This is a genomic window from Pelotomaculum propionicicum, from assembly GCF_004369225.1.
GTDB classification, from domain to species: Bacteria; Bacillota; Desulfotomaculia; order Desulfotomaculales; family Pelotomaculaceae; genus Pelotomaculum_B; species Pelotomaculum_B propionicicum.
This window is the reverse complement of the sequence record NZ_QFFZ01000015.1, coordinates 1-25857: the sequence shown is the minus strand read 5'-3', so window position 1 is coordinate 25857 and position 25857 is coordinate 1. Positions and strand designations below refer to the sequence as shown.

Below are 25857 nucleotides of genomic sequence, written 5' to 3'. Positions count from 1 at the left end.
TTCGATTTACCGGACCGTGTCCGGAACTAAAAAAGGAGGTATGATTTTTATGAGGCAGCGGGAAATCAAGGTCGGAATCGGCTTTGCAACAGGAAGGAAGAGTTTCCAAAAGGTCCTGAGGACTTATATTCATAACTGGAATGAATCCGGCCTGGTAGGAAACGAGAAAATTAGCTTAAATCTCTATATCGCATACGATCTTGACTATCACAAAACCAAAGTAACTGATTACACCAACATAAAACCTGAACTAATGGAGCAGATCAATAGCAGCCGGTTTATTGGAAGCTCTTCCATAGAAGAAGAAATCGACTGGCTGGCTCAAAATAATGTTGTCAGTATCCGGGAAGCGCGCTTGATATTCGGTAAGGGATACGCAGCGAAACGAAACGCGTTGCTCTATAACGCCATAAAGGATAATATGGATTGCCTGATTTTTCTGGATGACGACGAATACCCGGTAGCCGTTACAAACACACATGAAACAGCAATTTGGGGAGGGCAGCATGTCCTGGCAACCCACCTGAAACATATTGCTCAAGCGGATATAACCCATGGAAATCACTGCGGCTATGTATCCCCCATCCCATATGTGGAATACGGCGAGATAATGACTGAGGAGAATTTTCGTGCTTTTATTGAAGCCATCAGTAATGATATTTTGAACTGGGACAATATTAAGGCGGTAATGAGCAACGGTGGAGTAACTTACGCGGATACCGGGGTGCTGACAAGCGGTGCTGCTTCAGAGGTGCGGGAAATTAACCGTGCCAAATTCATCTCAGGCGCCAACCTGTGTATCAACCTTACCGATCCCCGCAGGGTTTTTCCGTTTTACAACCCGCCGGGAGCCAGGGGCGAGGATACTTTTCTGAGTACCTGCCTGAGCGATAGAAAAGTTCTACGTGTGCCTTGCTACACCTTCCATGACGGTTTTTCCACTTATAACCACCTTTTAGAAGGTGTTCTCCCAACACGGCTGAAATTTATCAGGGCTGATAATGATCAAATTATTACTCGCTTTTACAGGGCTTGTATAGGTTGGATTCGCTATAAGCCATTACTGCTCTATATTACAACACCTGATAGTTATGAGGAAAAGATTGAAGAGATGAGAAATCAACTGAGGGAGACACTGCCAAAAATCTGCGTGTATTTTGGGCGGCCGGACTTTATAAACATCCTGGACGAACTGGATAAGTACCACAAGAACGTCAGAATACATTTCCGCGCGTTTTTAGAAACACAACGGGTATGGGCAAAAGTCATGGAACAATTTGTGCAGTCGAAATTGGCTTCCGGCTTTAAAGAATATTTAGCACAGTATTCAAGTGGAGGGGTACGGTGAAGCTGAAGGAAGTTTACTGGAGTCTGCTCTTAATAGGGATAACCGGAGTACTGTTATCTCTACAGTATAGAATATCTGAGGATATCGAAAAAACTGAGGCTATGCGTCAAACGAAAGAGTTAGCCAACCAGTTAATTCAACTCAAGAAAGAAAGGGATATTTTATATGACGATGTGACTAAAATGCGCAGTCAGCTGGAAATGTTATCCATGTCAGAGCCTCAACTGCTGGAAGAGATGAGATATGCCAGTACTCTTGCCGGTTTTAACGAACTAACGGGTATTGGACAATGAGTCCTGCAGCCAATCCAGGACCAGGATTTTTTCACGCAGTACAACCGCGCCCTTTTCCTTCAGCCCGTTGTACAGCGACGCAGCTTTGCCGCCGGTGAAATCGCGTTCCTCAATGTCCGTTTCTTCTATAATTAAAACAGGCTTTGACTGTTCAAGGGCAAGAGATACAGCCTCAAGGTTTTTTAAATTGCCCCGGCCAAAGGGGATATTGGCCAGGATACAGGCCGCGGCTTCATTAATAAGTTTTATGTTTTCATTGTGGCTTCGTTCTGAAATTGGCAAAAAAGGTATTTCTTCAGCCAGCTGTATCCCCAGAAAATTAGCCGTTTCCCAGTCAATATCACCTGAGTTGAGAACACCGGCGCTGACCTCATACCCGTGGCCCGCCAATAAACCAAGCACAGCAGCGCCAGCTCCGCCCCCACAGATTACATGGACCCTGCTTTTTTTTACAGCGGCTTGAGCATCCTGGGCCAGGAGTATTATGGAAGGCTGGCCGGTTACAGGATGTTTTCTGATCAGAACACTGGCGCCGTATACCTGCTTAATATTATCGGCCGTGAGGACTTCCGCCGGATCGCCCATGGTGAAAACAAGGCCGCTTTTCATTAGAATAAGCCTGTCACAGTACTGCGCGGCCAGGTTCAGATCATGGAAGACCGCAATAATAGTAAGGTTGTTTTCCCTGTTCAGGCTCTTTAACAAACTTAGAATTTCAATCTGGTGGTTGATGTCCAGGTGTGAAGTCGGCTCGTCAAGTAAAATAATTTTTGGCTCCTGGGCCAGGGCTTTGGCAATAATCACCCTTTGCCTTTCTCCGCCGCTGACTGCCGTGATCAGCCGGTCAGCCAGGTGGCCGGTGCCTGTCAGTTCCATGGCCAGCCGGGCTGCTTCAAAATCTTTTTTTCCCTCGCTTTGAAAACGGCCCAGGTGAGGGGAGCGGCCCATGATCACCACATCTTTAACCGTAAATGAAAAGTTCACAGCAGTCTCCTGAGGGACCACCGCCATTTTTTTAGCAACTTCCCGCGTGTCCAGGTTGTACAGGTTTTCTTCATTAAGAAGCACTGCCCCTTTGGCTGGCTTCAGCACACGGCTTAATGATTTTAAAAGGGTTGACTTGCCTGAGCCGTTGGGACCGATGATACCGGTGAAACTGCCGCTTTCTATGGAAAAGGTCAACCCTCTCAGCACTTTAACCGCCCCGTAGGAACATTCGATGTCTTCTATTCTTAAAATCACAGACATTATTCAAACCTCCAGGAATTGACCTGAACACAATTGCTGCTTAAAAGCCCGGGTCGTTCTTTTTTCTCAACAGGTAGATAAAAAAGGGGCCGCCGCATAAGGCTGTAATGATACCCACTGGTATTTCTTCAGGGGCCGCGGCGACACGGGCCAGGGCATCGGCCATAATCAGAAAAATAGCGCCGGTAAGAGCTGCCGTGGGCAGAAGGACACGGTGGTCGGGTCCGACCATCAGGCGCACGGCATGGGGTACGATCAGGCCGACAAAAGCAATAACACCGCTGACAGCAACAGCTGATGCGGTAGTCAAGGTGGCGGCAACCAGCAAAACTTTCTTCATTTTTTCCACATCAATGCCCAGGTGTTGCGCCGGTTCTTCTCCCAGCAGGATTACGTTCAGTTTGCGGGCTGAGAGGTGCATCAGGGTATAACCGATGAAAATATACGGCAATAAAACTTTTACGTGGTCCCAGCCGCGCCCCGCGAACCCGCCAATCATCCAGAACAGGATCTGGTGAACGTTTTGGCCGCTGGTAATCATGGCGTATGAGGTTATGGCGGAAAGAAACAGCCCAACAGCTATCCCGGCCAAAAGCAATGTCGACATTTGCACCTTATGGCCCACTCTGGCCAGATTGTATACCATAATCGAAGTGCCCAGTCCGGCTGCAAAGGCAACCAGGGGTACCGCGTAAATTCCCAGTACCTGCATACTTATGCCGGAAAGCATGGCTGCCGTGGCGCCAAGGGCGGCGCCCTGGGAAATACCCAGTATATACGGGTCGGCCATCGGGTTCAGGAGGAGACCCTGCAGCACCACGCCGGAGGCGGCTAAGCCGGCGCCGACCAGCGCCGCCAGAATTACCCGCGACAGCCTCATCTGCAGGACGATTGTTTCATAGTTGTCAGGCCAGTCACCGCGCGGGATCAAACTCCCGGCCCATGGCAGGCGGCGCAACAGCATGGTTAAGACTTCGCCAAAGCCAATGCGCGCCGGGCCGATAGTGGCGCATAAAAGCACGGTCAGTCCCAGCACAGCCAGCAGTATGAAGATTAACGCCCTCCACCGCCAAACCCGTTCATCATAGCTATTCACCAAAAACCTCCAGTAAACATGTCCATAACTGATTTTTGTAGGTGCGAATTCATTCGCACACAGGTTGTTGACAGAGTCGTCCATGGTGTTGAAACCCGCTTGGCTCCTCTGCTCCGCGTCGAGTGAACTAACAGCTTGCTTCGGGCGAAATTGGACCGCCTTCAATTCGCCGTCCTGGCTCAGTTCAGGCTTTCGCGAACATCCTTGTTCGCTCATCCAATTTCGCAACCTCAGCTTCGCTGAGTTCACTTACGACGCTACGCAATGGAGCAGCTTGTTTCAACACCATGGACTTAGTGTTATCCCTTTTTGTAGATTATTTTATAAGTTCCGGGTGAATCAATCTGGCCATATACTCAAAACCCTCTACCACACGCGGGCCGGTGCGGACCACCGTGTTCTCGTCACTGACCAGTCCGACGCGGTTGTTCTTAATGGCGGAAACCTGCTCCCAACCTTTGCGGGATTTAAACTCCTCCACTGTTTGCTGGGATGAACCATGATGGCATAAAATAGCCACCTTGGGGTCCCGTGCCAGTACCATTTCCGGGCTCAGGTTCACCCAGTCCTGTTCCACGTCGCCCGCGATGTTTTTACCCCCAGCCATAGTAATAAGGCTGTTGACAAAACTTTTTGAGCCGCCTGTGGTAAGGGGGTCCGGCCATATTTCAAAATAAACGGCAGGTTTTTGTTCGTCGGTAAGGCCGCCGACCTTGGTGGTAATTTCTTCAATACGTTGTTGCATATCGGCTGTTAAACTGTTTGCCGCTTCAGACGCCCCGGTAACTTGCCCGATCAGCCGTATATTCTCCAGCACCTGCGGCAGGTTGAGAGATTCAATGGTGACCACGGTCAGCCCGGCTTGCTCCAACTGGGGCACGTAGTTTTCATTGATTTTTGGAGCCAGTACCAGGTCCGGCTTGGCCGCTACCACCAATTCCGCGCTCGGGGTGGAAAAACCGCCGACTTTTGCTTTTGTTTTAGCCTCGGCCGGGTAGTCGCAGTAATTGGTTACTCCCACAACCTTATCACCCAGGCCCAGGGCAAAGAGGGTCTCTGTTATTGCCGGCGCCAGGGAAACAATCCGTTGCGGCGCCTCTTTTATGGTTACCTGCCTGCCCAGGTCATCTGTAATCTGCATGGGAAAACCAGGCCCGCTCGCAACCTTTGTCGTTTTGGCGCATCCCTGCAGCAGGAAAGTAAGAAACATAACAAAAGTAACTGTTAACAGCGCAGCAGCATAAAATTTTCTCATACTAAAAATCCCTTACCCCTTCCCTCGGGGACATTCCTCATCCTAAAAGGAATGCCTATAATAGAGGTGTGTCCCCGTTCCTTAGAGGTGTGTCCCCGTTCCTTAGACTGTGTACCATCATTCCTCTAACGAATTGATCAGCACATGCATCTTCCATTAAGACCAGCCCGTTATAGGAAAATTTGCTCCACCAGTTCCAGAACCATCCCATGTACGAAATAAATCAAAAACCCCGGCTTAGAATACGGGGTGAAGCAGGCTGGTTTAAGGCTTTATTCGCTTTAATGCGGCAAAATCCTGCCGAACTATACATAAATACCATAATAGCAAATCAAAAAACACTTGCTTTTTTTGACAGCGGATTTATAATATATTCATTGAAAAAATCGCTTAATTCTTCACCAGAAGAAGCGGGGGACCCAATTACCGGGGTGAATCATTTCAGTAGTCAGTAGTCAGTAGTCAGTAGTCAGAACTTAAGAAGGAAATCGTCTAAGACGATTTCCAAAAGAATCTGACAACCGACAACCCACAACCTACTACCGATTTGTAGGGTTAATTCTTTCGGCCCGAATCCGTCAGCTAACCTCGTAAGCGTTGAAAGAAGGATGATTTGATTAATGCTTATTTGATCTGCCAAAAACCCGGGTGCTTTATTTTGCATGCCTGGGTTTATGTTTTTTGGGTTATCATAACATAAGTCGTAATGAAAAGAGGACAACAAACTTGGGGTTATTTAACTTGAGTGAGCGAAAACTAACCGGCAACGGCGATCAAAAAAGGTTTACGGTACGGACCACCCCCGCCCAAACCCTGGTGATCGGGTTCGCCGCTATCATATTGTTCGGGGCTGTTTTACTGACACTGCCGGTTTCAGTCCAGCCTGACAGAGAGGTCAGTTTCCTGACATCTCTTTTTACAGCCACTTCCGCTGTTTGTGTAACCGGCCTGGTAGTGGTTGACACAGGGACTCACTGGACTACTTTCGGGCATATCGTAATCTTGGCCTTAATCCAGGTAGGCGGCCTGGGTTTTATGACCATGGCCACATTTCTATATTTAGTGCTGGGGCGCCGTATTGGATTAAAACAGCGCCTCATGATCCAGGAATCATTGAACCAGACCAACCTGGCCGGTATCGTGCGGCTGGCAAGGTATGTTTTGCTATTTACTTTTGCCGTTGAAATAAGTTTTGCAGTGATCCTGGCGCTCCGCTGGTCGGTTGAACTGGGCTGGCGCAAGGGAATGTGGTTTGGCCTATTTCATTCAGTGTCCTCATTCAATAACGCCGGCTTTGATTTGTTTGGCAACTTCAAGAGTCTGACCGATTACAACGGGGACGCCATAGTAACACTATGCATAACGACGCTGATCATCATCGGCGGTATAGGGTTCAGTGTAATAATGGATTTGGTCAGGCGGTTAAAAGAACGGGGACATCTTTCACTGCACACCAAAATGGTTCTTACTGTTACGGGACTGCTGATTTTTTGCGGCACGGTAATTATCTTTCTACTTGAATATGACAACACATTACAAAATCTTAACCCTCTGGGCAAGGTGCTGGCTTCTTACTTCCAGGCTGTTACACCCAGGACGGCGGGTTACAATACCCTTGACATAGGGGCGCTTCATTCAGCCACCCAGTTCTTTATAGTTATTTTAATGTTTATTGGCGCCTCGCCAGGTTCCACGGGCGGCGGCATCAAGACCACCACTTTCGGCGCCCTGGTTATTTCCGTCTGGTCCATGATCAAAGGCAAAGCGGAGGCTGAAGTGTTCGAGCGCCGGGTTGGGCAGGATTTAGTGTTCAAATCACTGGCGATTATGTTCATAGCCTCTTTATTAGTTGTAGTTGTAACCCTGCTGCTTTCTATTACTGAAAAAGCCGATTTCCTGACACTGCTGTTTGAAACAACCTCCGCCTTCGGCACGGTGGGCCTTTCCATGGGAGTTACGCCAAAACTTACTTCCATGGGCAGGATTTTAATAATAATCACCATGTTCCTGGGCAGGGTAGGCCCCTTAACTTTAGCCTTCGCTTTATCCAGGTCAAAATTAAAATCACACCTTCGCTATCCGGAAGAAAAAATTTTGGTTGGTTAGGCGAAGATTTTCAAAGCCAAGCTTAGAAAAACCACACCCAATACGGTTTTATAATATAAAGTTCTATCGGAAAGCTGGAGCAATATGTGCCCCGGCTTTTTGATTCCAGCTGTTTAACCGGCAACCCACTAAAACGAATCAATTGTTATACTGTATTCATGTATTATTGTATTCAGGTATTCACGTATTCATGTATTCATGTATTCATGTATTCATGTATTCATGTATCCCGGTATTCCTGTATGCTTGTATCCGTGTATTCATGTATTCAAAATACATAGAAAATTGTGAAAATTTATAGCTGGACCTGATACTTATTGTGTTATAATAATACTGCCTAACAATGCCTGAGAAGAACAGAATTAATCGATAGGTTATCAAAAAGGTTAATTAATAATGTGTGTCTACCACACCAATTGTAAAAACTGGCCAGGGAGGTGGTTGGAGCAGCGTTAAATTACGTAAAACTTATGGCTAATGATCTCTCTTTAACTGGACTAGTGTAACTGTTCTTAGGGGTTAAAAGTTTGGGCGGAAAGACATTTAGAGGGTTACATAGCACGAATGGGTTATTCGGTCAACTACTTAGTGTAAGGGGGATTTAAGTGAAAAAATTCAGGTGGCAAATCATAGCTGTATTATTGGTTGTCGCTTTAGTAGGATTGCTTGCCGGCGGCTGCGGCGGCGGCAGCAGCAGTGGTGGAAAAGACACGGTTAAAGTAGGTATAATACTACCCTTAACAGGCAGTGAAGCCATGTTCGGGGAAATGGAAAAGAACTCTTTTGAACTGGCCTATGAGGAATTGAAAGCTGCCGGCAAAACGACTGTGGGCGGCAAAGAGATCAAGCTCATGTATGAAGACGACCAGGGCAAGCAGGATGTGGCGAAATCCGCTACTGAAAAGCTGGTAAACCAGGACAAGGTTAACATGCTCAGCGGCGGCTACAGCAGCGCCTGCACCAACGTTATCGCCGGTTCAGCCCAGACGCTGAACACACCGTTCCTGGTGGTAACGGGCTCTTCCGATGACATCACCAAAAAAGGCTGGCAGTATGTATTTAGAGGCTCTGCCGCTCCCGCCAGCAAGTATACCATATCCTTCTGGGATATGCTCGAGAAGGTTGTGAAGCCGCAAAGCGTCGCTATCATTTATGAAAATACTGACTTTGGCACTTCGGGGGCTAAAGGCTTCAGGGAAGAATGCAATAAGAGAGGCATAAAAATAGCTTTTGACCAGGCCTACGAGCACGGCGCCATCGACTTCAAACCGATGCTGGCCAATATGAGAAGCACCAACCCTGATATGATTTTCGCGACTTCCTACGTCATGGACGCTTCCATGATTGTCAAGCAGATGAAAGAGCTTGATTTCAACACCAAGCTATTTGTCGGCAACGGCGCCGGCTACACCATGCCCGAGTTCTATGAAAATGCCGGTGCGGCTACGGATTATGTCGCTTCCACAGCTTTGTGGGTTCCCAACGTGACATGGCCTGGCGCGGCTGACTACTTCAACAAGTACAAGCAAAAATACGGGAAAGAGCCGGATTACCACGGAGCGCAGGCCTACGCTACCATGTACATCATTGCCGATGCACTCGGCAGGGCCAAAGACATGACCAACACCGGGATCCAGCAGGCGCTGAAGCAAACCGATATGATGACTATCATGGGGCCGATCAAGTTTGAGGACTGGGATGGCTACACCAACCAGGACAGGCCCAACACCTACGTAGTACAATGGCAAAAAGGGAAATTGGAAGTTATCTGGCCTGAAGACGTAAAATCCGCCAGTTATGTTTACCCCGCCCCCAAGTGGAGTGAGAGGTAAGTCCCGCTGACAAGAATATAGTGTGCAGAACGGGAGGAGCGCAGGCTCCTTCCGTTTGCACCGGATAAAAGAAAGAACTTTTTGCTAGAACTTAGGGGGTACATTTGAGATGTTGTTAGGACAGACAATTATTTGCGGCCTGCTGCTGGGGGGGATGTATGCTTTAATTGCTATAGGTATGACCTTGATCATGGGTGTCATGAAAATCATCAACCTGGCGCACGGCGCTCTGGTGATGGTAGGAATGTATGTAACCTACGTTTGTTCCAAAAATTATGGCATAGATCCCTATATCGGCATGTTCATAGCGATGCCGGTTCTGTTTTTACTGGGCTGCCTTATTCAAAAATACATGATTAACCGGCTGGTTGAAGTAGATTCCATCCTGCCGGAAAACCAGGTGCTGCTCACGGTCGGCATCATGCTGGTATTAACCGAGGCGGCCAGGCTGATGTTCAAGTCTGATTACCGCTCAGTTACCACCAGCTATTCCTCCGATACGGTCTTCCTGGGAGCCATGTCGATCAGCGTGCCTTTGTTAATCGGTTTCTTTATTGCCATGGTCTTTACTTTGCTGCTCCACCTGTTCCTAACCAAAACAGATATCGGCAAGTCGATCAGGGCCACTTCCCAGGACCGGGACGCCGCAGTGTATATGGGCATAAACTCCTCAAAAATCACCATGATCACATTTGGCATAGGCGCCGCCCTGGCCGCTGCCGGCGGGTCGCTGCTGCTGCCGCTGTTTTACCTTTTTCCCGATGTTGGCCACCTGTTTACCGCCAAATCCTTTATCATTACAATTTTGGGCGGCATGGGCAGCACCATGGGCGCCGCGGTTGGCGGGCTGATCCTGGGGCTCTCGGAATCATTGGGCGCCACTTATATAAACATGGGTTATAAAGATGTAGTGGGCCTAGTTATATTTATACTTGTGCTCTTGTTCCTGCCCGGTGGTTTCAGGAGTTTAGTTAAGAGGTGAGAATGAACATGTTAAATAAAAAGTTTTTATTGACAATTGCTTTTATAATATTAGCTGTATTAATTCCAGTGGTTATTAAGGCCCCATATCAACTGCACATATTAATTTTGATTATCATCTGGGCCATCATCGGCACATCGTGGAACCTTTTAGGCGGATACGCGGGTCAAGTCTCATTCGGTCACGCCGCTTTCTTTGGACTGGGCGCTTACTCGGCGGGTCTTTTAACTTTGCACTGCGCCCTTTCCCCCTGGTGGGGCATACTCCTGGGCCCGCTGGTAGCCGCGCTGGCCGCCCTGCCCATCGGGATGATTTGTTTCCGTTTGAGGGGCCCTTATTTTGCCCTGGCCATGCTGGCTCTGGGTGAAATCTTCAGGCTGGTTTTTTTGAATCTCACGGACTTTACCAATGGCGCCAAGGGTATTCTGATTATGCCGGCCATTACTAATAAAATGTTTTACTATTACACCGGGTTGGGCATGCTCGCCCTGACCCTGCTGGCAACCTACCTGATCGTGAACTCAAAGATCGGCTACTACCTGGTTTCCATCAGGGAAGACCAGGACGCTGCCACTTCCCTGGGCATACCCACAACTTTATACAAGAACCTGGCGCTGCTGCCGAGCGCCTTCTTTACCGGCCTGGCAGGAGCCTTTTATATGAATTACGTGGCTTTTATCGATCCGAACATTGTGTTCAACCTGACTAACGTTTCTGTTATGGTAATCCTGGTGGTCATGCTCGGTGGTGTCGCCACTACCTGGGGCCCGACTATCGGCGCGGCCATCTACATTTTCCTGGGTGAGTATTTCCGCACCACGCTCGGTTCGGCCAACGTGCTTATCTTTGGTATCCTGGTATGTCTTATTATCATGTTCCTGCCCAATGGTATCGCAGGTGAGCTGGATTTACTGAAACGTTTAACTCAGCGCAAAAAAGCAAGCTTGTCCGGGGGTGTGTAGATGAGTTTTTTTGAAGCAAAGGCAATCACTAAAAAGTTTGGCGGCCTGACCGCGGTCTCAAATTTAAGTTTTACCGTTGAGCAGGGGGAAATATTTGGTGTCATCGGACCCAACGGGTCCGGGAAGACCACTGTTTTCAACATGATCAGCCGCTTTTTCCCGCTTACTTCGGGCGAGATATATTTTAAAGGTAAAAGGATCGATACGCTGCCCGCGCATGACATTTGTAAAATAGGGATCGGCCGGACTTTTCAGGTGGTCAAGCCTCTAAGACGCATGACCGTCATTGAAAATGTTATGGCCGGCGCCTTCTTGCGCACAGGCAGCATCAGCAAGGCCAGGCACAAGGCGGAAGAGATAATCGAGTTCTGCAACCTTGGCAAGTATACCGACCGGGAGGCCAAAGGACTGCCCATTCCGCTGCGCAAAAGGCTGGAAATTGCCAGGGCGCTGGCCACGGAACCGGAATTGCTGCTGCTGGATGAAACCTGCGCCGGGCTTAACCCCAAAGAGTCTGAAGCAGCCATAGCGCTGATCAGGCGTATCCGTGACACCGGTGTGACCATCATCATTATTGAACACATCATGAAAGTAATGATGGGTATTTCCGACCGGATCCTGGCGATCAACTTCGGCAAAGAAATTGCCATGGGAAAACCGCAGGAAGTTGCCAATACTCCTGAGGTAATTAAAGCATATTTAGGAGATGCTTATGCTTAAGGTAAAAGATATTAATGTATCCTATAAAGACGTTCAGGTGCTGTGGGATGTTTCTTTTGAGGTGAAAGAAGGGGAGTTTGTCGCCATCCTCGGCGCCAACGGGGCCGGCAAAACAACCACGCTTAACGCCATTTCCGGCCTGCTCAAGGTTGGCAAGGGCAGCATCGAGTTTATGGGTAAAGATATAACCCAAATACCCGGCTATAAAGTAGCGGAATTGGGAATTATTCACGTGCCTGAAGGCAGGCGGCTTTTCCCGGAAATGACCGTCCGGGAGAATCTGGAAATGGGTTCGCTGTTTCCCGAAGCAAAGTCAAAACGTAAGGAAACCATGAAAAAAGTGTTTGAGCACTTTCCCATCCTGGAGGAAAAGCAGCATAAAGAAGCAGGCACCCTGAGCGGCGGCCAGCAGCAGATGTTGGCTCTGGGCAGGGGACTGATGGCGCTGCCCAAGCTGCTTATTCTGGACGAGCCGTCCCTGGGCCTGGCGCCGGTTCTGGTCAAACAGATCTTTGAAAATATAAGGGATATCAACAACGAGGGTGTCACTGTGCTGCAGGTTGAGCAGAATGTGGTGCAGACCCTGAACATGTGCCACCGGGCCTATGTTTTGGAGAACGGTAAAGTATTTATTCAAGGCACCGGCCAGGAACTCCTGAATAACGAGCACATCAAAGAAGCGTACCTTGGTATATAAATGGGTTGTGGGAAATGAGACGTGGGACATTTTAGTCGTGGGTCGTGAGTCGTGAGTATCCGGGTATTTCTCTCAGGTCTTTTTTAACCCTTGAGTCTATCCCTCACTTCTTACTTCTCATGTCTCACTTCTCAATTCGTAAGTGCGAATTCATTTCGCACAATATTTTTTTGAAAATACTACTATTTATATAAAAAGCTCTTTTTTCTGCTATTATATTATTAGCGCAAGAAATCCATGGTTTTGGAGATAAAGTCAGCTGCAAAGACCGGATAATTCAGGCGTTCCAGCAAGACCATACCAGAGGGGGGACTGTGATGGAACTTTTTAAGCCGAGATCTTTGAAACTTAAGAATGGCATTATCATTATCAGTGTAATGCTGCCTTTACTTATCGGCTTTTTAGCGTATGACTTGTACCGGCAGTCCGAGACATTGCGCAACGCATTGCTGGGCAGGGGTATTATTCTCGCTCAGACGGGCGCCGCCGCCTCCGGGAAAATACTGACCGACTCCATCAAAAACGGTACCCTGACGGATGAACAGGTATTTGACACGAACTACCAGCGTATCCCCAATGTCGAACCTCCCAAATACCACACTGCGTTTGATTCTTTTACAGACACCAATCTGAGCAGTGTGCAGGATACCTTTCTCAATGACAAGGTGGTTATCTACGCGGTAACTCAGGATATAAACGGCTATGTACCTACTCACAATAACGTATATCCCAAGAGCGGGGTTTTTCTGCCCGGCGGCATAGGGGACAACCCCGCGCGCTCCAAGCGGATTTTCAACGACACCGTTGGCCTGGCTGCGTCACTCAACGTAGAGCCCTACCTGCTGCAGGTTTACCAGAGGGGCGACACCGGGGAGATCATGTGGGACATATCGTCGCCCATATATGTTAACGGGCGCCACTGGGGGGCTTTCAGAGTCGGCTTTTCCATTGATGAAACTAACAGGCAAATAGCCGTGGCCAGGAATCAGATTATTGGAGGAGTAGCCGCTCTGACCATCGCCCTGCTATTTGTCATTATCTACATTTCCAACCGGATTACCGGCACTGTAAAAAGACTGGAGATTGAAGCCGACCGTATCGCCGAAGGTGATTTTACAGGTATTAATCTGGAAACCACCTCAAAAGACGAGCTTGGCAACCTGATTCGCTCTTTCGGCAACATGGTGGACAAACTCAGAAGTCTGGTTGAAAGGACCAACCGCTCCGCCGATACTGTCGCCGATTACACCAGTGAACTGCAGGAAAGCATCCGCAAGGCAGCGGAAACTTCAAACACCACAGCGGCAAAAATGAACCAGCTTTCGGAAACAGTGAAAAAGATGGAAAAGGGCTCCGAGGCTGTAATCGAAGTATCTGAAAAGACAGTGGCAAGCCTTACCAGGGCTGAAGAAACATCAGAAAAATTCCTGAAGCAGATGAAATCGAGCAGTGTCGCTATGCTGCGCACCAGCGAGTCGGTCAAGGAACTGGAATCTCACCTGGAAAAGATCGGTGACATCATCCAGTTTATAGCGCTGATAGCGGACCAGGCCAACCTTTTGGCCCAGAAAGCTGTTACGGAAATGTCGACATCCAAGGAGGGCAAAGTACCGGCGCCCCAAGCCACTATTAAGGAGCCCGGGCCTGACGCGAAAGAAGAAAGCAATTTTTCGGCACTGGCCGCGGAAATCCAAAAACGCTCTCAGGATGCCGCCAATGCTACCAAAGGGATATACAGCCTGTTCGAAAAAGCGCTGCAGCACGCCCGTCAGGCTTCGCTCAGCCTGGAGAAGGACCAGCAGGTGGTTTCGGAAGGATACAGCGCCGCCAGCGAGGCTTCCCAGTTTGTCAAATCACTGGTCGCGGACTTAAAAGACCTGATCGTCCTGGTCAGGGAAATAATAGCATACTCGCAGCAGGTTACTGACGGTATTAACAGCGTTAATAAAGCAACTGTTGATCAGACAGCGCTGGTTGACAGGTTCACCGCTGCCGCGGAGACCCTGGACGAAGTGGTCAGCGAGATGCAGGAAGCCGTTTCGGCACTGAAATTTAATAGGAGACAGAATTCAGAATTCAGAATTCAGGAGAAAGGATAAAAGACAAGAATTTAAAAGAATTCAGGAGTTTGGATTTAGGATGGAATTTGCATAAGATTCTAGTAGTTTGCTGATTTCTTCGAGCTGTTGTATTAATTGAGAGGAATTACAGTAGTTTAGGTCACTTGATAAAATCAGATAATACCGGCATTCTTCTAGGGAACCCTGGGCTATGTTAAAAAAGCGGGCTTTGTCCGCTTTTCCTTTCTTTTTGAAGCCTTCAGCAATGTTAGCGGGGATAGATAGCTTTTTGCCAGACAATTAAATCCTGAAGGTTCTTGGCTGGTTTTTTCATTATGACTCCTGACTCCTGTATTCTGTAATTAAGCTTTCTTATCCAGTCTCGCCACGTGAACAATGATCTTGGCAATAGCTTCGTACAAGTGGGGTGGTATTTCCACGCCGATACCCAGGTCATACAAGGTTTTGGCCAGAGCTTGATCCTGATATATTGGAACTCCCGCCTTTTCGGCTATTTCCTTAATCTGTTTTGCCTGAAGTCCCCGTCCGGCCGCAACTACAACAGGGGCCTTGTCCTTGCCTGGCTCATAGCGCAGTGCGGTGGCAAATTCTTTTCTCAGGTCTTCTTTCATGACCTCACCTCATACCTTATGGTCGAGAAGGTGGCTCTCAAATTTAGGAAGCAATCCTTCCACTACGGCGCCGAGTTCCAACCTGGCCTGACTGGTTAAGGATACCTCTTTAAACCCAATCTCTTTTAAACTTTCTCTTAAAGGGGTGAAATTCTGTCTCAATAATTTATTGGTACTTTCCTGATCAGTAAAGCACTTGACCGACAGGTATTCCTTCCTGCAGAAAAGGCCCACCCATACGCGTCCCATTGTCTCCGTGATCAGGCAGATAAAAATATCCATGATTTGATCATGTTCCGCGGCTTTCGCCTCTGGTTTTTCATCCTCCGGACGCACAAAAAAGCGGGCCTCCGGGAAAATATCCGAACGCAGAGGAAGGGGAAGAAAGACAGGAACAGGAAGAGGCTGCGGTGAAGTTTGCTGCGCTTCTACCTGCACAGGCTGTCCGGCCGCCAGGTTTAAACCTTCGGCCTCAACCACCTTTTGAGCCGCCATAGTCACGTCATGCACAGGCGCAGTGGCTTCTGTCCTGGCGGCGGGAGATGTTAAGCTGTTGCTCTGGTAAGCCAATTCCTGCAGGATGGCTGTTATTCCATAGATGTTCATATAATAAAATATCGTACTTAATCTGCCTTTTGTAAAGAGTGTTAAAAGGATTTTTTCTCAAAGCAGGATTTTTAATGAAAAGAAAGAAACTTGGAGAATACTGGAGGTGGTAATAAATTGGAAGTTATTGCAATATTCACATCTGCGTTTGTGGTCGCCTTTTCAGGGGCGATGATGCCCGGCCCGCTGCTTACTGTAACCATAAATGAAAGCGCCCGCCGGGGCTTTCTTGCCGGCCCGCTGCTTATACTCGGACACGCGACTCTTGAGTTTGCCCTGATCCTGGCCCTGGCCGCCGGCCTTTCGGCCTTTTTGACAAAAACCTCTGTGTCCCATACCATAGCTGTGCTGGGCGGCGCTTTTTTAATTTATATGGGCTGGGGTATAGCCAGGGATGCTTATACCGGGAAGGTTTCACTAAAAGCAGTCAGCCAGGTGAGACAAGGGGACGGTTCTCCTGTCTCACAAGATAACGCTGCTGTAAAACATGTTAGCCAGGCAAGCGGCCTTAACAGCTTGTACCCGGTTCTGGCAGGCATCTTGTTTAGCGTTTCCAACCCTTACTGGTTATTGTGGTGGGCTACAATCGGCCTGGGATATATTACCTTGTCTATGCAAAAAGGGGTTTTGGGCCTTTCCCTGTTTTTCAGCGGCCACATTCTGGCGGACCTGGTCTGGTACAGCCTGGTCTCGGCGGCAGTGGCAGGCGGTATTAAGTTCTTAAGCGACAAGATTTACCGGGGCATTCTGGCAGCATGCGGTATTTTTCTTTTAGTACTCGGCGGCGGCTTCATTTATTACGGGATTTTTACTTGAAAACGAGTATTTTTTGCATGTCTGGCTGAATTAACGGCTAACCTAAAAAACCAGGGTATACTTGAACTAACAAATAATGTTTTTAGGAGTGTGAGACAATATGACTGTAGTATTTTGTGGAATTTGCCCTCATCCTCCGATAGCTGTGCCGGAAGTGGGCGGCGATGAGGCAGCTAAGGTCTCGGCCACTCAGGACGCTATGCTGGAGATAGGCAGGCTGATCAAAAAGAGCGGTGCCGAGACAATCGTCATTATTTCACCTCATGCTTCAGTTTTCCGGGATATGGTAGGCATCAATTTCGCACCGGAGCTAATGGGCGACCTTGGAAATTTCAGAGCCGGGCATGTCAGGTTCATGCTGGATAACGACCTTGAGCTGGCGCGGGATATCCGTGCGCAGGCCAATGGTTTGGGAATTATGGCCGTGGCTCTGACTGCTAAAGAGGAGGACCTTTACGGTATCAGCCTTCGTCTTGATCACGGGGTGGTTGTTCCTTGGTACTTCCTGCACAAGGCCGGGGTGAAACTGCCTCTGGTGCATGTTTCTATGGCGGTGGCGCCGCCTGAAAAACTTTACCTGTTTGGCCTCGCTGTGCGCCAGGCGGCGCAAAGACTTGGCCGCAAGGTAGCCCTAATTGCCAGCGGCGATCTCTCGCATGGGCTGACCCATGACGCGCCCGGCGGCTACCTGCCGAGAGGCCAGGAGTTTGACAGGAAGTTAGCAAGCCTGTTAGCGGATTTTGATGTTGATGGGGTGGTTACGTTGGACCGGGACCTGGTCGAGCAGGCCGGTGAGTGCGGCTACAGGTCTATTATCATGATGCTGGGAGCTATGGACGGGCTTGATGTCAAGGTAGAGGTCCTTTCCTACGAGGGCCCTTTCGGTGTGGGCTACCTGACAGCCTCTTTTCAGCCGCTTGGAGCAAACCCGGAACGCTCTTTGTTTAAGAAAATACAAGCTGAAAAGAAAGAAAAGGCGGCACAGCGGCAGGCCAGGGAAAGCTACCTGGTCAAGCTTGCCCGCGCCACTCTGGAAAGCCACGTCAGCGGGTCGCCGCCTCCGGATACAGCTGAGGTGCCTGAAGAATTCAGGGGCAGGGCTGGTGTATTCGTATCAATCAAGAAAAACGGCAGCCTGCGCGGCTGCATAGGGACCATTGAGCCAACCAAAGCGAGTATAGTTGATGAAGTAACAGCCAACGCCATCAACGCCGGCATCCATGACCCGCGGTTCCAGCCGGTGCGCCGGGAAGAATTGAGCGATCTGGAATACTCCGTGGATGTGCTTCAGCCACCCGAGCCAATAGATGATATAGATGAGCTTGATCCTAAAAAATACGGGGTCATCGTCCGCTCCGGCAGGAAAAGCGGGCTGCTATTGCCTAATTTGGAAGGAATCAATTCGGCAGTGGAGCAGGTTGAGATTGCCCGCCAGAAAGCCGGCATCGGACCAGACGAACCGGTAAGGATGGAGCGGTTTGAAGTGACAAGATACAAATAGTAAAACAGAAGACAGAATTCAGAATTCAGAATTCAGGAGACAGAATAAAAAAGTTGACGGGATTCTGAATTCTGACTACTGACTCCTCTATTCTTAAAGTATGAGGTGATAATAATGCGCGAAGCCTTGTATTATGAAAAGAAGGAGAAAGATACTGTCGCCTGTGCTCTGTGCCCGCATCTGTGCGTGATCAGGGAAGGGAAAGCCGGGATCTGCCGTTTCAGGCAAAACCGGCGGGGCACTCTTGTGGCGGCAAACTATGGCCGGGCGTCGTCCTTCGGCCTCGATCCGATTGAGAAAAAACCTTTGTATCATTTTTACCCGGGTTTTTATATCTTTTCCGTCGGCACTGTAGGCTGTAATTTTGGCTGCGAGTTTTGCCAAAACTGGCAGATTGCTCATGGTGATCCTTCTATGACTGATATTACTCCCAAACAGCTGGTTGAGAACGCGCGCGATTATATCGACATGGGCTATCCCAATATAGGTATTGCCTACACTTATAATGAACCCTTTATGTGGTACGAGTTTGTATTGGACACCGCCCGCCTGGTTAAAGAAGCTGGCCTGAAAAATGTCCTGGTTACCAACGGCTCTGTCAATGAGGCGCCCCTGCGCGAAATCCTCCCCTTTATTGACGCCATGAATATAGACCTAAAGGGTTTCACGGAAGACTATTATAAAAAGTACTGCAAGGGCAGTCTCGCGCCGGTGCTGCGCACGGTTGAAACAGCCTGCCGGGAATGTCATGTTGAACTGACCACTCTCCTGGTACCCGGTTTGAACGACTCGCCGGACGAAATCGAGAGGCTTACCGACTGGGTTGCTGCCTTGGACCGGGATATCCCGCTGCATTTTTCACGCTACTTCCCCATGTACAAGCTTACCCTGCCGGCCACGCCTCTGGAAAAACTCACCCAGGCCAGGGAAATAGCTCAGAAAAAGCTTTCTTACGTTTATATCGGCAACGCCCAGCTGCCGGGGGCCAGTGACACGTTTTGTCCCAACTGCGGGGCTGAGGTAATCAGCAGGGTTGGCTATTCAGCCCGCGGGGTAGGTCTGGCCGGCAGGAACTGCAGCGAATGCGGCACAGAGATCAAGTTTGTCGGGAAGATTTTTGAGTAAAATCTGAAATAAGAATTCTCAAGGGTAACCCTTACCTGATACCTCTGCAACTTTCTAGGGACAAGGAACCTGTCCCCTCGTCCCGCACGAAAAACTGCTGGCCGGCGCAGGTAAAGCCTCCCAAGGCGCCGCACTGGGAACCTCCGAACGGGAAGGGAACGCAGGGCTGGCCAAACTGGAAAGGTCCGCATTGGAACGTGAAAGAGCAAGGCTGCCCGAAAGTAAAAGGTCTACAACAAGGAAGAAGGGGACGGTTCGAAAGCGCCGGGATAAGCCGGCAAAGAGAAGGGGATGAATCTACAAAGCCCCCTTGACAATGATACTATATTTGGTATCTTATATATAAGGGAGGGGGTGACATGGCAGGGGTAGAAAAAATTGTTGAAAAAATGAATCGTCAACCTCATGGCATACGGTTTGAAGAAATATCAAAGGTTTTAAATTATTTCGGATACATTGAAGTGAGGTCGGACGGTTCTCATCACCATTTCCGCAATAAAAACGGCGATGTTGTTACGATTAAAAAGAGCCAGCCAGTGAAAGTTGCATATGTCAGGGATGTGCTCAGAAGGATCGGAAAATAATCTTATCGCCGAAAACCCCTGTGGAACGATGGAAAAAAAGAGCGTCGATTACTACATGAATTTACCATACAATTTTTTAATACGTTCGCTCTCCGACGAAAGCGGCAATTATTATTACGGCCAAGTGCTGGAACTGGACGGCTGCCAGAGCCATGGAGACAGCTTTGAAGAGGCCAGCAGGAACCTTCGCGAAGCCATGAAAGGATGGCTGTCCGTCAAACTTGAGCACGGAGACCACATTCCGGAACCGGTAAATGACGATAATTACAGCGGAAAATTCATAGTAAGGGTTCCAAAATCCCTCCATAGACGCCTAGCAATCGAGGCCCAAAAGGAAGGGATATCGCTTAACCAATATCTGGTCTATAAATTAAGCCGGTAATGGATAGACACATGGGGACGTTTTGTAGACACATGGGGACGTTTTAGTTGTGTCGTTAGACCCTTTTAACGTAAATTATATCTTTTATTTTCCGGCAAGCCCGGCTGCATTGACAGACACTATGTTTAGGCCAGAGATTTTTTGATCCCGCCTTTTAGATGGGTATGTTTTGAGCTTGTAATAATATTTTTACCGCTGAGATCACCGGGCAGGTGACGACGCAGGAAATGAAAATCAACCGCTATAACGTCGGTCTCGCGGTAAATCCTATTTCTAGTTAAAAAACCCGTTATATGTGGTAGTATCACCCATATTAAAAGTAAAGCCGTTCAAACCCCTAATTTTAGAGTTTACTCCCTTATTCTCTTGTTTACATAGAATTTAAAAATATCCATCTGGGACAAAACAACTCTAATTCCATCACTGGTTGCTTTATTACCGCGACCTGGCCAGCAAGTCTTGACTCGCCATGGATTAAGATGTATGGGGGACGGGCGAGGGTGATGGCAGACGGTATCATTGTTATCTCGCCCGTCCCCGCCTGGGAATTTTACCACGGCGGTCAAGGCCAAGCCGCTTACGCGGTTGCCAGCCATGTCTTTAGCTTTGTCCGAATTATATAGGCGACAGCCTCTTTCGGGAGAAAGAACAATGGAGGCTTCCTCCCGTCAAGTATTTCGATAATTCCTGTCCTTGTTGTCATTTTCAAAAAACCCAAACAATATATCAACCGCCTCTTCAAGAATGTCTGCCGGAGCTTTTTCCTTATACCTTGCATTCCTGGCGAGTACATCCAATGCCTTTACCTGCTCGCACATTATCACGCCTGTGGTGGCAGTTCTTTCATCAAGAGGTACATGCAATGGAAACCCGCGGTTGGTGTTTGTTATCGGACACACAACCGCAATTTTTGTAAAGCTGTTAAAAGTGTTATTACTGACCACCAACGCCGGACGCCTGCCTTTTTGTTCATGTCCTGCCTGTGGGTCGAATTCAAGAGTTATGATATCTCCCTGTGCGGGTGTATAGGAGGCCATTACCACACCTCTTTTCCCCGCGGGTTACCTGTATCCCACTCTGTGCTTCTATAATCACCATTATAATCAGCCAAGCGTTCTTCTATCGTTTTGTGTTTTTTATTTATACGACTAATAATGATGCACCCGTTTTCTACTTTTATTTCCACCCTGTCGTTCTCACGCATGGCGGCATCCTCTAATAATCCTTTTGGCAAACGTACCGCCTGACTGTTTCCCCATTTTTGAATGGTAGTATACATGTGCGTCACCTCTAATATAAGTATATACATAGTATCTACATGCGTCAATGCTTTTATTCACTAAGCACACGGTACTATTTACATATTTTACCTGCCAAGGCAAGAACCGTCCCTACTTGCCCCCATCTACAACCAGGCACTTGACCAGGGCGGTCAGGCAATCATCAAGCTTAACCACCGTGGCCATAAGAACACTTCTTCGGATTACACCGATGAGGGCACACCCTTTTGTCCTGGAGGGCACCCGATGTCTTACTACGGCACAGACCATAAAAAAATTGTCAACAATTTCCATTGCCTCAGAAGGTGCGGTCAGGATATAACCCGCCGAAATGAATGCGGCTGTGAAAATCCTTATGATATAACCCCATTTTCATTATAGATTGTGCCCTCATGGGCATGGGGGTTTAGGAGGTTATACATATCCCAATATCTATTTTGCCTGCCTGCGGCTTCAAGGGCAAGAGCAGCCTGTAAAGCATCTATATGGTTGGATAAGGGAAAGTGGTGAAAACTGGGAAGCAAAAAGGGAAGCAAAAAGAACGTCCCCTTGCTTCCCCATATCCTCCAATTCAAGTTTACCTGGAATCAGAATGTTGTCAATAACCCCGTCCCCTTGACACCACCTCTGTGAATGGGTGTTGTGAGGAGCCGGATGCCTCAGTAGGGCGTGAGGACGCCGAGCCGTGAGGCTCTCTTCTACTCGACCCATGCTTTCAAGGAAGTAGAGCACATTACGCCATAGGATGGTAAGTTCGCTTAAGCTCATAATTACACGTTTTCAGCGGGATAAGTGTTTACTCCATACCGATTTAATAACAAGATCGTAAAACAATACAAAAAAGATAATATAAAAAATTATCGATGATAACAGACAAGGGTAGCAAAGCGCCTTGTTTATAAGCACCTGACTCGTTAATAGAAAAAAGCTAAAACTGGCAGTAATAAAAGCTAAAAGAAAAGCCGCGCAGTTCAATAGTTTTACTCGATTGGCAAATACTATCATGATAGCTAAAGCTAAAGATGCAATTACCCCTGTTACTGCTAAAGTAACGTCTGTTACAGGCAGAAAGGGTACTCGATGACATAGAGAACACCCTGTGTTTTTCTCCCATCCCAGATAGCAAAGTAGTAAAGCATTGAGTAGTGAAAAAAGGAGAACTGTTTTATTAAAATACCCTTTTGTAATAATTTCCCTTAAGAATTCTTTTATTACCATTTTTAAATCTACCTCTCTAAAATTATTTTTTTTGCAGTTTCTAAAAAGGTCTCTGGTTCTGCCGGTGAAAGAAGATAGGGGTCTCCACTTATGATGTTGACACGTACCATACGGTCCCAACGCGTGGCGTAAACTTGTGCTGTACTGCCATCTTTCAAAGCAAAAAGACCGGCATAACCGAACAAACCTGTAACCCACGTCAACCCAACTCCGGGCTGTGTGTATTCAACTATTTCAATAGATCTGATTTGGGTCTTAGGAATAGATTTTTTGTATGTTCTTAAGAGAATAACAATTCCTTCTGTCGATATCATGTAACCACGCGGCGAAAATAAAAAAGGAATTAACAAGATAAACCCTATGCTACATATTGTCAACACAAGTATTAAAGGGTTGGACATAAATTTTCCAGTCCTGTCTAGAGGAGCTATTTTAAAACTATGAACCAAACTTTATTCCTCCCCAAAAGCAATTATTTAAGAATCAACAGTTCTAGTTTATACAGAGGATAGCGCGGACGTTTTTATCCGCGCCTTTAATATTATTATATATTATATACTCGCTTTGTGAAAATGCCTCCCCATCATATAAACTGTTGTTCATCCATAATATGTTTTTAAAAAGATTCATTATTATAAATACTTACGGGCAATAACCTAAATTTAGGCAGGCTTCATATGCATTAGTGTTTGGGTTTTTGGTAACGTAACGGCATACGGGGTTGCATATGATATTACACGCAGCCATCGCAGGTGGATACTCAACAAATACCAAGCAAAGACTACCACACATTATCAAACAGCTAACACCTTGAGGCCAGTTCTTAACTAAAGTAACTATTTGTTGGCAAACCCAACAGTTTAAACTTGAGGATGCTACTATTTTATCCGCCTTACTATCATAGAACAAAAGATTCTTGGAATTATCATTATTTTTTGCAAGAGCTGCCGCTCCTGTGCCAAATTTATTTGATACAAAGCTAATAATTGCTGTCTCATTCGTGTCGTTCTTAACTAGATGTAGATTCACTATTGTATTATCAATCTTCTCGAGTTCACCAAGCTCACTATTATTGAACTCAGCTGTAATTTTTGTAGCTATTACATTTTCTTTTGCTAATACAAAACCACGCTCAACCAAATTCTGATACAGGGCATTAACTTGCTTATCAGCTAAGGCAGTTTCTGTAATGTAAGCAAGCTCTCTTCCGGTAAATTCCTTTTCAGTAACAATTTTACCATCACTAAGTTTTGAGTCTTTTAAATCTTTTCCATTAAATATGAACTTCAAATTGGGGTCAACTTGTATCATATTAGCTACTTCAGTACAAGGAGCACAACCTGAGCCAATATCCTCAAATTTTTCCGACAAAACCTTTGCTGAAGCGTAACCTGCCATAGCTGGCGTTGCTAGTAATGCTATAGATAATACAATTACTAGCATCACCTGTAAGTGATTACTGATTTTTTTTGACATAAACACCATTCCTCCTTGTTTTGCATAACTCTGTATTTTTCACTTAATAACTAATTATTGGTATTGTTTTTGCTAATCTTAATCCGTGATGCTGAAGTTTTTGTATTAATTGGGGTAGTACCAGTGAAGATAAAACCAAAAGCAAAGTAGCTATTCTATACTGGAGTATGATCTGTAGCCCTATTACACTTCTTTTGGCTGCCGCTTCGAAAAGTTGATAGTTTTTACGGACTTCCCTTCCTGCCATGTCTGCGTGAAAGGGTCCTTTTGGTGTATGAAAGGGTCATTTGCATCTTTAATCACGGAAGGATCAAAAAAACAAAAAAACAAAGCCCGTCCCGGCACCGGGAGGAGCTCATATTCGGCTAAATAAAATTATGTCTTCTTTTCCGGCAGGCCCGGCTGCATTAACAAGTACTATGCTTAGGCTTTACTAAAGAATTTCTGCAAAAATATAGATATTCCTACCAAACTCTCCAAATATTTAATTTAATGGGGTTGATAGTATGGGGTGCTGATAGGGGGATGGCTTTAGGAAGCAAGACAAAACGAAATTACTTCGCAATTGTTAAGGCTCACCAATCAATTAATATATGATAATGGAGTTTTTTACGCGCAAATTTCTGATGGCCCTTTTCTAGAATCATCCAATTATCTCTTATTTCCCTACTGGTGCAGCACAAAATTTACTGTGTCCTTTGTTTTAATCACGCTGATTTTTTGATCGGGCATATGGGTATCGGTGTTAGCCTCGATCTGGTAGATGCCCGGCGGCAGCTTGTTGAAAAAATACCTGCCGTTGCTCCCGGTGTTGGTAGTAGCTTTTATCTCACCGCTTTCAATAGCTCTCACATTAATAGTGGCGCCGTTGATCGGGGAGTTGTTGACAAAGTCTGTTACCGTGCCGTCCAGGACCAGGTGAAGGATATAATTTATGTTTAACTTCATTGTCCCGCTGATAATGATGTGACCGGGCCTGATGGCATAATTTTTCACGGCGGCCTGGTGGTCGATGGACAATATGTCTTCCCGGCTAATCTTCGCGTTAAGGTTGATAAAAGAGTTAATCTCGACTTCATTGGTAAAAACTTTGGCCGGGTTAAACACATGTTTTTCATCAACACTGCTTGCAGTCAGGGCAAAGAGTTTTATTAACGCTTGTATTCTCAGGACACCGTTTTCTAAAAGAGACGGCTCGATCTTCTCCACCCGCTGGTAAACCTCAACTTCAGAAACTGGCATAGGCACCCCGATTGAACTTGACCAGTCAATTTCCTTTTCAATTTTGCCGATAGAAGGTTCCTGTTCAGCCACCCCGAAAGCCCCCCGCTTTTTATATTCTTTTAATTACTTTTGCCCAAAAAACAAAAAATACTGCTAAAAAAATAAAAGACGCCCGGTAAACAGGCGTCCTTGGAATGTCGACAAATAATGTCGAGGAATGGGGACACATCTCTATTAGTAGCCTATCTCTGGGGACGAGGTATGTCCCCAAATTATGGGAAAACCCACCCAGGCCAGGGAAATAGCCCGAAAGAAACTCTCCTACGTTTATATCGGCAACGCCCAGCTGCCGGGTGCCAGCGACACGTTTTGTCCCAACTGCGGGGCAGAGGTAATCAGCAGGGTTGGCTATTC

At 47.2% G+C, this 25857-nt stretch carries 27 protein-coding genes and 1 riboswitch; of the genes, 15 read left to right on the top strand and 12 right to left on the bottom strand.

The genetic code is table 11. The features are described from left to right. Positions 1-49 precede the first annotated feature (49 nt). Both Pmgp_RS08505 and Pmgp_RS08500 read left to right on the top strand, forming a co-directional pair. Positions 50-1348, top strand: coding sequence for a hypothetical protein (locus tag Pmgp_RS08505; RefSeq protein ID WP_205077990.1), 1299 nt, complete (start codon positions 50-52; stop codon positions 1346-1348). Then, positions 1345-1641, top strand: a complete 297-nt coding sequence (locus tag Pmgp_RS08500) for a hypothetical protein (RefSeq protein ID WP_134213563.1) — start codon at positions 1345-1347, stop codon at positions 1639-1641. The genes Pmgp_RS08505 and Pmgp_RS08500 overlap by 4 nt, the downstream gene beginning before the upstream one ends. On the opposite strand, the gene Pmgp_RS08495 is transcribed toward Pmgp_RS08500, so the two are convergent. The 3 genes from Pmgp_RS08495 to Pmgp_RS08485 all read right to left on the bottom strand — a co-directional run bounded on the left by Pmgp_RS08495 (position 1621) and on the right by Pmgp_RS08485 (position 5240). Then, on the bottom strand, positions 1621-2889 hold the full coding sequence (locus Pmgp_RS08495) for a heme ABC transporter ATP-binding protein (RefSeq protein WP_243119780.1): 1269 nt from the start codon (positions 2887-2889) through the stop codon (positions 1621-1623). The two genes, Pmgp_RS08500 and Pmgp_RS08495, sit on opposite strands and share 21 nt — an antisense overlap. A gap of 40 nt (positions 2890-2929) precedes the next feature. Beyond that, on the bottom strand, positions 2930-4201 hold the full coding sequence (locus tag Pmgp_RS08490) for a FecCD family ABC transporter permease (protein WP_205077988.1): 1272 nt from the start codon (positions 4199-4201) through the stop codon (positions 2930-2932). 100 nt (positions 4202-4301) lie between these two features. Then, positions 4302-5240, bottom strand: a complete 939-nt coding sequence (locus tag Pmgp_RS08485) for an ABC transporter substrate-binding protein (RefSeq protein ID WP_134213562.1) — start codon at positions 5238-5240, stop codon at positions 4302-4304. 377 nt (positions 5241-5617) lie between these two features. Further along, positions 5618-5852: riboswitch (cyclic di-AMP (ydaO/yuaA leader) on the top strand. A 129-nt stretch (positions 5853-5981) separates the two neighbouring features. Between Pmgp_RS08485 and Pmgp_RS08480 the strand changes: the two genes are divergently transcribed. From Pmgp_RS08480 to Pmgp_RS08450, 7 genes are all read left to right on the top strand, one after another. After that, entirely contained in the window at positions 5982-7346 is a 1365-nt protein-coding gene (locus Pmgp_RS08480; RefSeq protein WP_134213561.1) for a TrkH family potassium uptake protein, read from the top strand. A 605-nt stretch (positions 7347-7951) separates the two neighbouring features. Next, positions 7952-9178 (top strand): ABC transporter substrate-binding protein, encoded by a 1227-nt coding sequence (locus Pmgp_RS08475; protein WP_134213560.1) that lies wholly within the window; start codon positions 7952-7954, stop codon positions 9176-9178. A gap of 109 nt (positions 9179-9287) precedes the next feature. After that, the gene (locus tag Pmgp_RS08470) at positions 9288-10160 is read left to right on the top strand and encodes a branched-chain amino acid ABC transporter permease (RefSeq protein WP_134213559.1); all 873 of its coding nucleotides are present in this window, start codon (positions 9288-9290) and stop codon (positions 10158-10160) included. A 68-nt stretch (positions 10161-10228) separates the two neighbouring features. Then, positions 10229-11122, top strand: coding sequence for a branched-chain amino acid ABC transporter permease (locus Pmgp_RS08465; RefSeq protein ID WP_243119779.1), 894 nt, complete (start codon positions 10229-10231; stop codon positions 11120-11122). Continuing rightward, positions 11123-11842, top strand: coding sequence for an ABC transporter ATP-binding protein (locus Pmgp_RS08460; RefSeq protein WP_134213558.1), 720 nt, complete (start codon positions 11123-11125; stop codon positions 11840-11842). Further along, positions 11835-12539, top strand: a complete 705-nt coding sequence (locus tag Pmgp_RS08455; RefSeq protein WP_134213557.1) for an ABC transporter ATP-binding protein — start codon at positions 11835-11837, stop codon at positions 12537-12539. Before Pmgp_RS08460 ends, Pmgp_RS08455 begins: the two co-directional genes overlap by 8 nt. A 317-nt stretch (positions 12540-12856) precedes the next feature. Next, positions 12857-14638, top strand: a complete 1782-nt coding sequence (locus Pmgp_RS08450) for a methyl-accepting chemotaxis protein (RefSeq protein WP_134213556.1) — start codon at positions 12857-12859, stop codon at positions 14636-14638. Between the two features lie 21 nt (positions 14639-14659). Here the strand turns inward: Pmgp_RS08450 and Pmgp_RS20845 are convergent, their stop codons facing one another. From Pmgp_RS20845 to fliK, 3 genes are all read right to left on the bottom strand, one after another. Continuing rightward, entirely contained in the window at positions 14660-14899 is a 240-nt protein-coding gene (locus tag Pmgp_RS20845) for a four helix bundle protein (RefSeq protein ID WP_205077986.1), read from the bottom strand. 62 nt (positions 14900-14961) lie between these two features. Next, entirely contained in the window at positions 14962-15231 is a 270-nt protein-coding gene (locus tag Pmgp_RS08440) for an EscU/YscU/HrcU family type III secretion system export apparatus switch protein (protein WP_134213555.1), read from the bottom strand. A gap of 9 nt (positions 15232-15240) precedes the next feature. Continuing rightward, positions 15241-15837 (bottom strand): flagellar hook-length control protein FliK, encoded by a 597-nt coding sequence (gene fliK / locus Pmgp_RS08435; protein WP_134213554.1) that lies wholly within the window; start codon positions 15835-15837, stop codon positions 15241-15243. Between the two features lie 117 nt (positions 15838-15954). Here fliK and Pmgp_RS08430 point away from each other — a divergent pair, with 117 nt between their 5' ends. The 6 genes from Pmgp_RS08430 (at position 15955) to Pmgp_RS20570 (ending at position 20868) form a co-directional block, all read left to right on the top strand. Continuing rightward, on the top strand, positions 15955-16653 hold the full coding sequence (locus Pmgp_RS08430) for a LysE family transporter (protein WP_134213553.1): 699 nt from the start codon (positions 15955-15957) through the stop codon (positions 16651-16653). Between the two features lie 100 nt (positions 16654-16753). Then, a complete protein-coding gene (gene amrA, locus Pmgp_RS08425) occupies positions 16754-18154 on the top strand; it encodes an AmmeMemoRadiSam system protein A (protein WP_134213552.1) in 1401 nt (466 codons plus the stop codon). A 114-nt stretch (positions 18155-18268) separates the two neighbouring features. Continuing rightward, positions 18269-19279, top strand: a complete 1011-nt coding sequence (gene amrS / locus Pmgp_RS08420; RefSeq protein ID WP_134213551.1) for an AmmeMemoRadiSam system radical SAM enzyme — start codon at positions 18269-18271, stop codon at positions 19277-19279. Positions 19280-19638: 359 nt separating this feature from the next. Beyond that, positions 19639-19863: a type II toxin-antitoxin system HicA family toxin gene (locus tag Pmgp_RS08415; RefSeq protein WP_134213550.1), complete on the top strand. Its 225-nt coding sequence runs from the start codon at positions 19639-19641 to the stop codon at positions 19861-19863. 28 nt (positions 19864-19891) lie between these two features. Further along, positions 19892-20245 (top strand): type II toxin-antitoxin system HicB family antitoxin, encoded by a 354-nt coding sequence (locus Pmgp_RS08410; protein WP_134213549.1) that lies wholly within the window; start codon positions 19892-19894, stop codon positions 20243-20245. 500 nt (positions 20246-20745) lie between these two features. Beyond that, complete coding sequence (locus Pmgp_RS20570; protein ID WP_282432893.1) at positions 20746-20868, top strand: hypothetical protein; 123 nt, start codon at positions 20746-20748, stop codon at positions 20866-20868. Positions 20869-20913: 45 nt separating this feature from the next. Here the strand turns inward: Pmgp_RS20570 and Pmgp_RS08405 are convergent, their stop codons facing one another. The 6 genes from Pmgp_RS08405 to Pmgp_RS08375 all read right to left on the bottom strand — a co-directional run bounded on the left by Pmgp_RS08405 (position 20914) and on the right by Pmgp_RS08375 (position 25533). After that, positions 20914-21282 carry a type II toxin-antitoxin system PemK/MazF family toxin gene (locus Pmgp_RS08405; RefSeq protein WP_134213548.1) on the bottom strand — a complete coding sequence of 123 codons (369 nt, stop codon included), beginning with the start codon at positions 21280-21282 and terminating at the stop codon, positions 20914-20916. After that, positions 21282-21524, bottom strand: coding sequence for an AbrB/MazE/SpoVT family DNA-binding domain-containing protein (locus Pmgp_RS08400; RefSeq protein WP_134213547.1), 243 nt, complete (start codon positions 21522-21524; stop codon positions 21282-21284). Before Pmgp_RS08400 ends, Pmgp_RS08405 begins: the two co-directional genes overlap by 1 nt. A gap of 781 nt (positions 21525-22305) precedes the next feature. Continuing rightward, entirely contained in the window at positions 22306-22743 is a 438-nt protein-coding gene (locus tag Pmgp_RS08390) for a hypothetical protein (protein WP_134213545.1), read from the bottom strand. 8 nt (positions 22744-22751) lie between these two features. Continuing rightward, positions 22752-23192 carry a PH domain-containing protein gene (locus tag Pmgp_RS08385; protein ID WP_134213544.1) on the bottom strand — a complete coding sequence of 147 codons (441 nt, stop codon included), beginning with the start codon at positions 23190-23192 and terminating at the stop codon, positions 22752-22754. Positions 23193-23385: 193 nt separating this feature from the next. Further along, the gene (locus Pmgp_RS08380) at positions 23386-24219 is read right to left on the bottom strand and encodes a hypothetical protein (protein ID WP_134213543.1); all 834 of its coding nucleotides are present in this window, start codon (positions 24217-24219) and stop codon (positions 23386-23388) included. Positions 24220-24885: 666 nt separating this feature from the next. Then, positions 24886-25533, bottom strand: coding sequence for a carboxypeptidase-like regulatory domain-containing protein (locus tag Pmgp_RS08375; RefSeq protein ID WP_134213542.1), 648 nt, complete (start codon positions 25531-25533; stop codon positions 24886-24888). Positions 25534-25857 lie beyond the last annotated feature (324 nt).